The sequence below is a fragment of the Schlesneria paludicola DSM 18645 genome, from assembly GCF_000255655.1.
GTDB classification, from domain to species: domain Bacteria; phylum Planctomycetota; class Planctomycetia; order Planctomycetales; family Planctomycetaceae; genus Schlesneria; species Schlesneria paludicola.
Window position 1 is genome coordinate 600,863 of the sequence record NZ_JH636436.1, and the last position, 13,617, is coordinate 614,479.

General features: G+C 54.3%; 8 protein-coding genes. 2 read left to right on the forward strand and 6 right to left on the reverse strand.

Translation table 11 applies throughout. The features are described from left to right. Window positions 1-299: 299 nt before the first annotated feature. Complete coding sequence (locus OSO_RS0135820) at window positions 300-737, reverse strand: hypothetical protein (protein WP_157605936.1); 438 nt, start codon at window positions 735-737, stop codon at window positions 300-302. Between the two features lie 553 nt (window positions 738-1,290). Between OSO_RS0135820 and OSO_RS52345 the strand changes: the two genes are divergently transcribed. Then, window positions 1,291-2,520: a BON domain-containing protein gene (locus tag OSO_RS52345; RefSeq protein WP_010587621.1), complete on the forward strand. Its 1,230-nt coding sequence runs from the start codon at window positions 1,291-1,293 to the stop codon at window positions 2,518-2,520. 384 nt (window positions 2,521-2,904) lie between these two features. Next, entirely contained in the window at window positions 2,905-3,501 is a 597-nt protein-coding gene (locus OSO_RS0135835; protein WP_040593766.1) for a hypothetical protein, read from the forward strand. Between the two features lie 125 nt (window positions 3,502-3,626). Here OSO_RS0135835 and OSO_RS0135840 read toward each other — a convergent pair whose 3' ends face one another. The 5 genes from OSO_RS0135840 to OSO_RS0135875 form a co-directional block, all read right to left on the reverse strand. Next, window positions 3,627-5,222, reverse strand: coding sequence for a TolC family protein (locus OSO_RS0135840; RefSeq protein ID WP_010587623.1), 1,596 nt, complete (start codon window positions 5,220-5,222; stop codon window positions 3,627-3,629). A gap of 1,514 nt (window positions 5,223-6,736) precedes the next feature. Next, window positions 6,737-9,904, reverse strand: coding sequence for an efflux RND transporter permease subunit (locus OSO_RS0135860; protein ID WP_010587626.1), 3,168 nt, complete (start codon window positions 9,902-9,904; stop codon window positions 6,737-6,739). Window positions 9,905-9,956: 52 nt separating this feature from the next. Beyond that, a complete protein-coding gene (locus OSO_RS0135865) occupies window positions 9,957-11,051 on the reverse strand; it encodes an efflux RND transporter periplasmic adaptor subunit (RefSeq protein ID WP_029247820.1) in 1,095 nt (364 codons plus the stop codon). Between the two features lie 693 nt (window positions 11,052-11,744). Further along, window positions 11,745-12,089, reverse strand: coding sequence for a helix-turn-helix transcriptional regulator (locus OSO_RS0135870; protein ID WP_010587628.1), 345 nt, complete (start codon window positions 12,087-12,089; stop codon window positions 11,745-11,747). A 457-nt stretch (window positions 12,090-12,546) separates the two neighbouring features. Continuing rightward, a complete protein-coding gene (locus OSO_RS0135875; RefSeq protein ID WP_010587629.1) occupies window positions 12,547-13,491 on the reverse strand; it encodes a DUF1559 domain-containing protein in 945 nt (314 codons plus the stop codon). Window positions 13,492-13,617: the final 126 nt, after the last annotated feature.

Consider the following 13,617-nt stretch of genomic DNA (forward strand, 5'->3'; position numbering starts at 1 on the left):
CTGATGTTTCGCTGAAATCGGTGTTCATCTCAAAATGAGCATCAGGCTGAGCAACATCGTGGGTTGCGCCGAATTGGTGATGACTCGTGCAAATACAACGAAAAAAGCCCTTCCAGCTCTTGGTGGGGCTTTTTTCGTTGTCCGTGGCGGGAAGAGTGCAGGGGTGCGGCGCCGAAAAAAACGTACCGTGGGCAAGCACCCACGGCACGTTTTCATGTCTGCAAGCGACACGGCTCAGGATCGTTTCTTGGATCGATTGAACTCACCATTGAAAGAAGCGGCCGACGCAAAGACCGTTGTCACTCGTCGTCGTCGTCCTCTTCTTCTTCCTCTTCGTCGTCATCATCCTCTTCGTCTTCTGCCACCGCGGCTTTGCGGCTGGGGCGGACGTCATCTTCTTCGATTTCTGCGGTGACCAGTTTCGCGGGCGCTGCGCCTGGGGCCTCGCCGATGACTTCCTTCAGTGGCTGAATGAAGTACATCTTCTTTGATTTCTGGCGTAGCAGTTCGATCTTTTCTTCGGCTGCTTCGCGTTGGTCGTAAGGGAAGCGACCTTCTTCTTTCATGCTGCCGTTGTAGACGACCCAAACCAGGCGTTTGCGGGCCTGGACTTTTTCTTTGACTCGCTTGGTCTTGGTGCCAGCCGATTTCTTCGTCTTTTTCGGTGCGTCAACGGATCCGCCGCGGGCTTCCAAAGCCTCCGCCTGCTTCCTCAGTTCCATGCGTTTGCTAGCCATTGCGATCGAAGCCTCTTTCGTTCCGGACCTTCTGCGATGAAACCGGATGAGGCGTTCACCCGGTCGTTTTTGCCGCAGCTAGTATAGCTCGTTGCGATTCCGGTCGCCAACTGATCCGTAGTCTCCGAAGTGCAGGGACTCGCGGAACCGGAATTTCCCCGCAGAAGTCGCCGAGGCGTTCATTGATATGAGCGAGCCCCCGTGTTCTGGGTAGATTGTGCGAGATGGGCGATGGGCAGGGATCGGCGAAAACGACCTTTCAGGGCGTTTCTTTCGTTTGATTCGCTACAGGAGGTTTCATCGAATTATTCAGAATAGTTTGTGCAAACGAACATCTCCGGCCGATGAATAGATAGCGGGCAGCCAGCGCGCCTCGCGGGTGGAGTCCTACTTCGCCTGCCTGTGACGGATGAGACTAGTCCGGGGTGAACCTCGGACTGGCGTTCGGAAACCAAGTTCAGCGACACACAACGCCATTCGGGTGCCGCCCTTGCGAACGATTCCGCTCACCAGACATAGAGACGTCAGGGAGGAATTGGAAGGAGAATGTTCCATGCGTAAGTACGGAAAGTGGGTGTTGACGCTCAGCTTGCTGGCGACTTCACCCGGGTTGACCTTCGCTGCGGATTCGAAATCGAAGGATGCGAGCCCAGCTCGTGTCTCGCGAGTCGATAACCAGCGCGTGGCAGAAGATATTGCCACTGCCTTGCGAGGCAAGGTCAAGGGCGAGATTGGCATCGAATACAAAGATGGTGTCGCGATTCTGACCGGTTCGGTAACGGATCCAAAGAGCAAGAAGACGGCGGAAAATCTGGTTCGTGGGGTGACGAATGTTTCTAAGGTGGACAACCGCCTGAACGTCGTCGAGAAGAAAAAGACCTTCACGGATCGGCTTCGCAGTGCAGATGCTTCGGATGAAGTTGTGCAGGCAGGTCATGCGGGTGAACCCCGTGGACGCGGCCGCGTTCAGCAGATCAATGCCGAAATCGCACAGCTCGGATTGGACGACCAATCGAGTGCTGTTCCACCCGCGGCGCCTGCTGCGTCTGGTGGTACGGCGAACCAGGAAGTGGCCGAACAGATCGGTGCAGTCCTGTCTGCAGCCCAACTGGATGGCTATGACATTCAGATTCGGTTCCAGAATGGGGTTGCGACCCTGGATGGAAGCGTCGGCAATCAAGCGGAACGCGCTGCGGCTCACCGTGCCGTTTCGGGTGTTCCCGGTGTCCGAAGCGTGACGAATCGGCTTCGCTGCAGCGAAGAGCCCGCACCACAAGCCTATCGTCCAGCACAGGGACAAAACCCCTATGCTTATGGACCGGGCCCAGGTGCTGGTCCGATGCAAGGGCCTGGACCGATGCAGGGACCTGGACCAATGCAAGGCCGGGGCGACGTGCGAGGTGCAGGATATATGCAACAGGCCGGCGGACCTGCGGGTTATCCCGCGGGGGGCGCGATGCCGATGGGACCTGGGGGCGCTCCTCCCTATCCGCCACAATACGGCTACGCCGGTGGCGGGGCGTCGCAAGCGGTTTACAACAGCCCCAGTATGCCCGATCACGCATGGCCCACGTATGCCCAGTATCCCAACTCGGCAGCCGTCAGCTATCCTCAACAGTACAGCGCCAGTGCCTGGCCTTACATTGGTCCGTTCTACCCCTACCCGCAAGTTCCGCTCGGCTGGCGAGATGCCACACTGCGATGGGATGATGGACAATGGAATTTGATGTTCAAACCGCGTACCGATCGCTGGTGGTGGTTCATGAACCCAAACAACTGGTGATCGCCAGTTGTCTGATCGCGGGATTGGCTGGACATCGAGCTTACGCATCGAGTTCCATGACCAATTCGAAGTGAAATTTCTCTGCCCACGCAGAGGAATCGGTACCCGAATGGCTGAACGCCTGCGGTGGTCAATCTGCCGCAGGCGTTTCTCATTTCTGCTTTCCTGGTGATTTCGCGCGATGGTCGACACGACGGCTGTCTAACGGCTTGCGGCGGAACCCCGGACACTCGATTGAATCGAGATGTTTTCAAATAAATGACTGATACAGGCGACAAAATCGGAATATTCACGCAAGTCTTGCGACGAAACATTCGATACATACGTTACAGACGGCGCATTGCCGCCAATTCAATGGATTCGGGGATCTCCCGGAGAGAAACGATGATCAAGCCCTGCACATGGACGCGACGACTTGCTCTGGTGGCCACCCTCGGCCTGATGACGCTGAGTAACAGCGGATGCGTGCTGTTAGGCGGTTTCCTGGACACCACCTTCGCACTCGGGGCCTTTTACGGAATGACACCCATCATTCCGGTCAGTGCCTACTACAGCGAAATGATTGAAGACGCCTACATCCGGGAAGAGCGTTACGACAAGGTGCCAATCCTGGATGCAGTCGAGGGTGAGCATGCTCCACTCTTCTGTCAGGATCCGCCAAGTGACGATGAAGTGATGCGGACTCTGCCCAATGATACGTCGGGCGGCTGGGTCTTCCTGGCCGAGACGGCTCGCAACAATGTGAAGATCGTGACCGAGCCGATCGTCGATCGTATGGATGAATGCCGGTTCTACCCGCTCGTCGGACCTGCCCGCCTGCATCACTGCCACTACAAGTGCACGGTCTTCTATGATCTGATCAAGCGATCGGACTGGCCGGTTCCCTTCTACTTCAAAGATGAATCCAGCCAGGTGGTCTACATCGACCATGACCATCTGATCCGTTGCACCGGAGCCGCGGCCGCCGCAGTCTCCCGCTGAGCACGCGATTCAAATCCGATATGAAAAAGCACCGCGTCTGCCTGTGTGGCTGACGCGGTGCTTCCCATTTCTGGAACCAGAACTTCTAGCCAGCCGGTCGGCGCGTGACCGTCAATTTCCAAATGTCACTGTTGTGGTTCTGCATTGTTTTCAGGTGCGGGTGGTACAGCAGTGGTGGGATTGATTTCGGTCGGGGCACTCGGCGTGGGCATGTTTGACGCAGCGGTTTCGTAGGACACGTCTGGATATTCAAATGGAATCAAGCCGCCACCGAGAGCCTGGTAGGTATTGACGATGGCTGACAGTTGCTCTCTTTTGGTATCGATCAAGACCAGTCGGGCCTCGTTGAGATCTCGTTGCGCGAACAGCACATCGATGTACTCGGTACGGGCATTCTGAAACAGCTTGGTGGCGATATCGACAGAAGCTTCCAACGATTGCAATTGCTCTTTCTTGATCTCGATGCTCTGAGTGTAGTTTTCGACTTTGGACATCCGGTTGATGACTTCGGTGAATGCGTTAAGGACGGTACGCTGGTAGTCGTAAAGGGCTTGCAACTGTTTGGCGTTTGCGGTCATGTAGTCGGCCTTGATCGCATTTCTGTTGATCAAAGGTGCAACCAGATCTCCCGCGACCCCATAAATCAAGGATTCCGGCGTCAAGAATAAGTATCTGGTATTGAATGCCTCATAACCCACACCTGCGCTCAGGATCAGCTTGGGATAGAAATTGGCACGCGCAACTTTGATGTCGAGTCCCGATGCTTCCAGTTCACGTTCCGCTTGGCGGATGTCGGGACGATTCAGAAGCAGGTCACAAGGCATTCCGGTGCGCAGTGCGTGCAAGTTCAGGTCGTAGAATCCTTCGGACGACCGACGCGCGACGGGTTCTGGAAAGCGACCAACGAGAAAGTTGATTCGGTTTTCAACTTCGATGATTTCCTGCCGAATGATCAGCTTTTGGCTCTGATTCTTGCGAACTTCGGCCAGGAATCGTTGGACACCAAGTTCTGTGCCGCGAACGCCTTCTTTCTGAGCTTTGGCGACTTCGAGACTTTGCTCTTGCAATGCGATGGTGATGTCAAGAGTCTCAAGGCGTTTGTCGAGTGCCAGCAATCCGTAATAGCTCTCGGCAATCTCTGCGACCAGGCGGGTTACGACATAGTTTCGTCCCTCAAGGGTGCCCAGATAACGTCGTGCTGACGAGTCGCGGGCGTTTCGCAACTGCCTCCAGATGTCGACCTGCCAGGAAAAGTTGGCGGCTGTGAGGAAATTTGGCAGTGGAGTCGGAAAGTGATTGCCGCTGCCCGAAAACAGCTGCTCATCTGCAGCTCCCGCTGGCGTATACAAACTGGGCTTCTCCAGCCCTGCGCGTCCCCCAATCGTGACGAAGGGAAGATACGCCCCGCGTCGCTTCAGGATCTCGTTGTTCGCGATCTGAATGTCTTCCGCCAGGATCTTCAGTTGCTGATTTCCGGTCAGGCCTTGATCAATCAGGCCTGTCAGGATCGGATCATTGAAGAACTCTTCGATCCCGACTTGAGAGGTGTTTTCCTCACTGACCGCACCATTGAAGGTTCCTGGCAGCTCCCTTGACGCCCAGGGATTGCGGAGCTGCGGTATCCCACAGCCCGGAAGAATCAGCACGAGGCTGAACACGATCGCGGTTGCGATGGCGTATTTTTTATCCGTGGTATTGGAGAATCTCACTAAGAGGTTCATCTGTCTCGTCCTTGCTGAATTTGAGCTTGTCGGCAATCCCACCGAACAAGTGATATAGGCCGGAAACTAGGTGTGGGTCGCGTCAGCTTGCGCTGATATGTCAAAGACCTTGCCATAAGCAGGCCATCGAAGTTGTCCGCGATGCTTGTGAACCATTTTGAATCTCGTCGCTGTGCCACGAGATCGTCGATCGAGGCGCCGATGTGCGCGCCGTGGTTGAACTCCGGACCTCCTCTTTCGTCGAACGCAGCAGTCCTGCGAGAAGTGACGACGTTTGGCGAAAGAACCCGGACCCGCGATACGTGGAAGTCCGTCCCCCCCATGTTCGTACCCGTAGCGAAGTCAACGTTGGATGTCCTGCGGGGAAGCCGGCTTGCCATTTCAATTGCGATTGGCGACGCGCGATCACCCTTTTCCAGTGAAGGGCCCCTCAAGCACAATCCGGCGGAAGTTGCCGATTGCTTGTTGTGGTCGTGAAGAGGCTTAGGGGTGCCGAAAGATGCAGATCTGACACGCGGCGGAGAATGGCGACGGGGGCTGTGTGAAGCGACAGTGCCCGCGTCACGCATGATCACCTTGCTTGTGGCAGGTCTTCGCATGCGAATGGAGTTCGCCTTCGAAATGACGATCGAACGACCCGGCACCATCGGACCGGTTCGTCCGTCACGACATTCGACTTCTGTCAGTGACAGAAACGCGGTTGATATTGGCATCCAAGCCAATCGAAGTCCATCCATGGCTGTTCCAAGTACTATCCTATCATCGGATTACGTCTTGACGGCTTCCTGATCCGTCAAGACAAGAGATTGAGCGGCAATCTCGTTGCCAGATTTGCGATCTGAATAGTAATTTGATCGACTGAGAGATTTAGAAGCAAAAGCCAAAGACAGAAGGTATAGAGAAATTAAACAAGTTGACGAACTTGCGGGCCTCAGGTTGCTTCAAGGCGTAAACTTTATTGTTTGACGGGTGCCAAGTGGGGTTCGAAATCGACTTGAGTTTCGGCAATTTATGACGCAACAAGATTCGAAGCCCAGGCACTGCGTGAGTTGCCAAGAGAGAGATGTTACGGTTTTGTTATCTCTTTTTCTTGTTGTGTTAGCGCGAAGTCAGGCCCTTGCGGAATGCCTGATTGTCGTATGCAGTGAAGGCGTGGACCGGGAATGCCGCACGTCGAAGATCGCGTTGAGGCTGACGCGTCGTGCTTGAATCAGGCACGCACAAACCCTTGTGTTTCAGGGTGCGGATCGAAATCGGGTCGATAGTTCGAGAGGAGACGTCGGAGTCGACTCTCGCGAATCGTTGCAGCAAGTGTGTTTATAGAAACAATCACAACGATCAGTGCGCGGAAAGCGCCGAAGACAGATTGGGTGTCAAATGGAGATGCACCTGGATGGTTGCTCGTAATTTCTTACGAGCAACCATCCAGGTGCATCTCGAATTCTCCAGAAGTCACAACTCGCCAGATCGCCGCTGCAAATGCCGCCTTTAAGTCGTCGGCCGCTTGCGTCTGATTAGTGGTGTTCGATGATCTCGCTCAATGGCTGATCGACCTCGTCCTGAATGAATTTCCCACCATTGTCGGTAATCTGACCGAACAGGTAGTAAAGGCCGGGAATCACCAAAACACCAATCACGGTGCCTAGAAGCATCCCGCCGACCGCGGTGGTACCAATCGTGCGGTTTCCGATCGCGCCGGGGCCAGTCGCGCGAACAAGCGGGATCAGACCCGCGATGAATGCGAACGACGTCATCAAAATTGGCCGGAATCGAAGTTTTCCACCTTCGATCGCGGCCTCTTTCAAGCTCACTCCTTCATGGTGTCGTTGCACGGCGAATTCGACGATCAAAATTGCGTTCTTGCCGAGCAGTCCGACCAGCATGACGAGACCAATCTGGCAATAGACGTCATTGGCCAATCCCATGAATTGGAGGAATAGGAACGAACCAAAGATCCCGACCGGCAGCGAAAGGATCACGGCCAGTGGCAGGATGAAACTTTCATACTGCCCAACGAGCACCAGATAGACGAAAATCACGACGATGATGAAGATATAGATCGCCAGGTTACCTTTACCCGCTTCATCGTACGAAAGTCCCTCCCATCCGATCCCGTATCCGCGAGGCAGCGTTTCGGCGGCAACTTCCTGGATCGCCTGGATGGCTTCACCGCTGCTATATCCGGGTGCAGGCGCCCCTTGGATGGCGGCGGAAGGGTAAAGGTTGTAGCGGTTGATCTCGTTCAAGCCCTGCAATTTGTTGAGCTTCATGAACGCCGAGTAGGGGACCATATCTCCTTGATCGTTCTTGACGAACAAGTTATCGAAATCTTCGGGATAACGTCGGAACTCGGGCTTGGCCTGGACGAAGACCTTATAGAACTGACCGAAGCGGATGAAGCCTTGCTCCCAGGTGCTACCGATGACGATCGAGAGATTGTCCATCGCTTTCGCGATCGAGACCCCTTTTTGCATCGCCACGTCGTTGTTGATTTCTAATTCGTATTGCGGATAGTTGCTGGCGAAGAAGGTGAATAGGCCTTTCACCTCTTTGCGTTTCGACAACGCTTCCATGAATTTGTCAGTCACTTCACCGAGTGCCTGATAATTCATCGTGTTTGTTTTATCCAAAACGCGAGTCGAGAATCCGCCGGCAGCTCCGAAGCCGGGAACGGCAGGGGGTTCGAAGAACTCAAGCTTCACATTCGACATGGCACGGCCGTCATGCTCAAGCTGTGTAATGATTTGCTTGGAGGTCATCTTACGTTTGGCCCAGGGCTTGAGGTTGATCAGGCAAGTCCCTGCATTCGAGCCGCGACCCTCGGTCAAAACTTCGTAACCGGCCAATGATGAGACCGAGTGAACCCCTTCAATTTTTTTGGCAATCTCTTGCAGTTCGTGAGACTTTGCGTTGGTGTACTCGATGGTCGAGCCAGGTGGAGTTTGAATGATTCCGTAGATCATGCCTTGATCTTCGAGCGGAATGAAACCGGCCGGAAGTTTGGTATTCACAACGTAGATGGCGACACAAAACCCACCGACGACCAGCAACGTCAGCATGCGTTGCGTGACGATCGGTCGCAGGAATGCCGCATAACCACCGGTCACTTTCTCGACGCCACGGTCGAAAAGATGCAAGAACATGCCCAACGGCCCACGCTTTTTCACCTGACCCGTGTGGGGCTTTAGAATCATCGCGCAGAGCACGGGCGTCAGCGTCAGAGCCACGATCCCCGAGAGGATGATGGACGTCGCCATCGTAATTCCGAACTGCCGATAGAAGGTTCCTACGGGGCCGGTCATGAATGTTACCGGAACGAACACCGCCGTCATCACGAGCGTAATGGCGATGATCGCGCCGCTGATCTCGTTGACAACCTCCTTGGTGGCGACATAGGGTGAGAGATGTCTTTCATGCATCTTGGCATGTACCGCCTCCACGACCACGATTGCATCGTCCACCACGACCCCGATTGCCAGCACCAGTGCAAAAAGAGTGATCAGGTTGATCGACATGCCGAGCAGTTGCAGGAAGAAGAAGGTCCCGATCAGCGAGACCGGAACCGCCAGCGTCGGGATCAACGTCGAGCGGAAGTCACCAAGGAACAGATAGACGACCAGCGAAACCAGCACGAAGGCCTCAAGCAGTGTATGAAGCACCTGTTCGATCGAGGCTTCCAGGAATGCAGAAACGTCGTAGCTGACCTCAAATGTCATGCCCGGTGGAAACGACGCTTCCTTGATCTCTTCCAGCTTGTGCTTGACCTCCTCAATGACCGTGGCGGCATTGGTGCCAGGGAGCTGCTTGAGGACGATGGCTGCAGAGGGATGGCCGTCGATGTCCGAATAAATGTTGTAATACGAGGGGCCTAGTTCGACTTCGGCCACATCCTTTAGTCGAATGATCTCGCCTTCCGAGTTGGCCCTCAGGATAATTTTTTCATATTGCTCAGGCTTGTTGTATCGTCCCACCCAAGTCAAAACGTATTCGATCGTTTGAGACGTCTTGCCCGTGGCCTGACCAAGCCGTCCGGGCGAGCCAATCATGCTCTGCTCGCCCACGGCCTTCATGACGTCGTCCGAGGACAGGTTGTAAGCCCGCATGCGGTCCATATCCAACCAGACCCGCATGGAATACTGCCGACTGCCAAGAATCGTCGCGCTGCCGATACCCCGAACTCGCTTGATCTCGGGAAGCAAATTGACAAATGAGTAGTTGTACAGAAAGTTCTGATCGTGACCTTCATCCGTGCTGTAGATGTTCACATACATCAGCATACTCGTCATGGCCTGCATGACGATGATCCCCTCGCGCTCGACCAGGGGCGGAAGTCTGTTCTTCACGGTTTGAATACGGTTTTGCACGTTCAAGACCGCCACGTTCGGGTCTGTACCCGGTTCGAAGACGATCTGGATCGTGGCCTCACCGGCACTCGTGGCGGCCGAAGCCATGTACCGCATGTCCGGGACACCATTGATGGCCTGCTCCAGGATCACTAGCACCGAATCGACCAAAACGTTGGCGCTGGCGCCCGGAAACGCCACCGTCACCACGACGCTGGGTGGCGCAACCGAGGGGAACTGCGAGATCGGGAGCGTCTTGATCGACAACCCACCCAGAAACAAGATGATGATCGAGATGACGATCGCCAACGCGGGTCGGTGCAGGAATTGTGAGAACATAGTTGTGAGCGGCTCTGGTTGGATTCTGGATGTCAGTATGGCAGTGTAAGTGCTATTCCGCGTGGTATTTCAAATTTGAAACAACCTGCTCGGCTTGACGATCCTCATACTCCACTTTGTCGCCGTCGCGAATCTGTCGAATCCCCTCAAGCACAATCTTGTCCTCGACGCCAAGTCCCTTCTTGATGACGAAAATGTCATCCAATTCATTTCCCGTTTCGATCTCGCGCTGGTGCGCGACATCGTCTTTGTCGACAACGTAGACATATCGCTTGCTGAGCACCTCGAAGACCGCACGTTGTGGAATCACGATCGAGTCGTCTTGCACGCGACTGATCAAAATTGTGCCCGTCTGGCCATGACGCAGCAGGCGATCCGGGTTCGGGAAGTCTGCACGGAATTTGATATTCCCTGTTTCGTTGTTGAAGTCGGCCTCGATCGCGCCGATCTTGCCAACCTGCTCGAAGATGGTGTGGTTTGCCAACATCAGTTGGATTTTCAATTCATCCTTATGCTGCTTCAATTCGGTCATGTACTCGAGGTACTCTTTTTCGGGGACATTGAAGTACACCCACATCACGCTGTTGTCTGACAAAGTCGTGAGAATCTCACCTTCTTGAACCAGGCTGCCCTGCTGATGCAGCAGTCGATCGACAATGCCGTCAAACGGGGCTTTGACTGTTGCAAAGTCCAATTCGGCCTTCGCCAATTGTGCCTTGGCATCGGCCTTTGCCATCTTGGCCTGCACCAGCAAGACTTCATTCTGAGAGACCACATTCTGCTGATGCAGCTTCTGCGTGTACTGGTATTCGAGTTGCGCGAGCTTTGCCTCGGCACTCTCTGCCTCAAACTTTGACTGGTACAGAATAGGTCTGACGGTGAACAGCAGATCGTCCACCTTAACCGTCTGTCCCTCTTTGACAGGGATCGCCTCAAGATAACCCATCTCCAAGGCTCGTACCTTGATATGACGCTGCGAGTGAATTTGGCAGACGTATTGCTGGGTCACCGTCACGGGCTTGGACTGTGGATTGGTGGCCACGATCTTATGCGCCTCGTGGTGATGTTCCTCTCTGTGCGTGTTGCATGCAGGCAGGGTGAATGAAATCAGCGCCAGGCTGATTGTGAGGAGAGATGAGTGTTTCATGCGGTTTTTGCTCAATTGTTCGGAAGGTCGAAGCATGGGTTAGCTGGCAGAGATCGATGAGCCACATCTCAAGAAGCACAAGATTGACAATGACGTTTGCATTGAACCACAAGTGGGTCTGGATTATGCCCGCAATCTCACTTCAAGGTGTGTGGGCGACATTGTCTTTATCTGTCACGGAACGTCACAGACTCGGTGTCTATGCGTTAAACGACAATGTCGTAAGTGACAGAGTGCCGCAACTTTGATACCTTTGCTGAATTGCAAGGTTTGCCAAGCTGATAAGACCGTTGATCGATTCATTGCGTGCCTGACTCAATAGGTGGAGTGACGGCCCGATTTGCGAAACGAAATTCGTGTATTGTATTTCCACTTCGGACGAGGGCAAGACGGGTTGCCTTGCGTTTCAGGTATCCAACGGTAAATTCAGAAACCGAACGACGGTCTGAATGAGACGCATGCGCTTAACAGGCGTTGCCATAACGAGAAACGTCACAACGCATGAACTTTTGTGAATGTTTCGGTTTGCGAAGTCCCCGTCCACGAAAGGCGGATTACTCTGTGAGCAACCACACGGACCGTCGATCCTTGCTTTGTCATAAGCAGGCGGTGTCGACGAGAGCGCCGGACTGAAGCCATCAACGGACTGTGTTTCGTTACGCTTGCGGCGGTGAGATCTAAGTGGCTGTGCCTCTAGGAGATGGCCTTCAGCAATTCACCGATCGTATGGTGCGATCCAAGGGCATGACGCAGCCGAAGCTTTGAATTGATGACGTAACGATTGCGCCGACCCTCTTTGGAGACTTTGAGATACCCGGCTTCAACGAGTTCCACAACAATTCGTTGCACCATCCGCTCTGTGATTCCAACCGCGGTCGCGACATCCCGAAGTCTTTGATCGGGGGTTCGATAGAGGCACAAGAGAACGTGCGAATGATTCGTCAGAAAGGTCCATCCGAGGCTTTTGTGCGTTTCTTCGTCGCTGGATTTGATCGAGAGACTTCTGGTGGAACCGAGAGTTCTTACGTTCGATGCCATAAACTTGCCCCAATACATCGCAACGCAAGAACAGGATTACACGAAATACAATACGCACTTTCCGCAGGGCATCCTACCGTTGAGACCTGAAATAGGCGAGCGAAATCTCGTTGATCCGCCAATGGCCGCGAGACGGAGGTGCAAAGGGAAAAGGCGTCTCAGCCGTCGGCAAGTGTCTCCAGTGACGAAAAGCGAAGGGACGCACGGTGGTCTTGGGGCGGGCAATGGGCGATTGGCAAAGTGCCTGCCCCGATTCGATTGGCCCTGCACGTGTTCTTATCCTGCGCGCCGATCGATTGTCTTCGTGAAACGGAAATTGCTCTGAATCCGTGTTGATTCGTGGTCGTGTCGTTCTGTGATTGACCTTTCTGTGGGAAGAACGCGGCCCAAATAAAGCAACGCCGCACGGTCAAACCCTGCGGCGTTGCGTCAACAAGTCGTTGGCCCTACTCGAGTTTCAAAATTCTCCGACCGTGTTACCATCGGCGATCAGAGCCAGATTTGCCTGCAACTGGGCGTTAATGTTCTGACTAAGGAACCGTACTGAACCATCCGCCATAGCGATCTGCATTCCGCCCGTGTGTGTACTGCCGGGCCAGGACCAACTTGCCAGTTGGCCGGGGACCGCTGTGGATCTGCCGTAGACGGTTGTGTCCCAGTTATTGATCTTGCTGTAGGCGAACTCGATGCCCGCACCACCCACCCAGTCGAGGCAAGACCATGGTGGGGCTTGGCCGTTGTAAACCGAAAGGCAGGTCTCCGAAATCATGACGGTGTTGCTCGCACCGTCCTTGATATCGCGCATGTTGGAATTCGAACTCCATCCGAACAAGGCGCGCGTTGCAATTCCTTCCGTTGACCACAGCGACTGCGTAAACGGTGCCGAATAGTTGTTCCAAGGACTGGTCACGCTAAAGCCGTAGGATGTCAGATATGTCGACGATCCTGGTGTTGCCGAACATCCGTAGTACCCGTCTCCCGCATCCGTAATCGATTGAGGTCCGTTGTCGGACGGACACAGCAGCGCGGCCAGTTTTGTGGCGGCGGCTTTCGCGTTTGCGGGGTCAACTCCCTGTGGAGGTGAGCCAAATACTCCCATCGCGCTATTGTGATTGATGGTGTTGTACAAGTTCCCTTGATCGAAATTGGGCAGTAACAACACCAGCCCAGATTGGTTCTTTACGGCAGCTGACGATGCCGCGTAAGGGAAGGTGCTGAACGTGTCATGGTAATTGTGGATTGCAAGGCCGAGTTGTTTGAGGTTGTTTTTGCACTGCGTGCGCCGTGCGGCCTCTCGTGCCTGTTGCACTGCTGGAAGCAGCAATGCGATCAGAACTGCGATGATCGCGATGACCACCAGCAATTCAATCAATGTAAACGCGCGACGGTTTCTGACAATCATGCCAAATCCTTACAGATGAGCTGAAAAAAACACTGAAACCACAACGGACAAAATCAAGACATCTCTCACGCCACCACGGTCTACGAGCGCTTCGCCAGCTGTTGATAACAGGCGGCAGGAACCCCG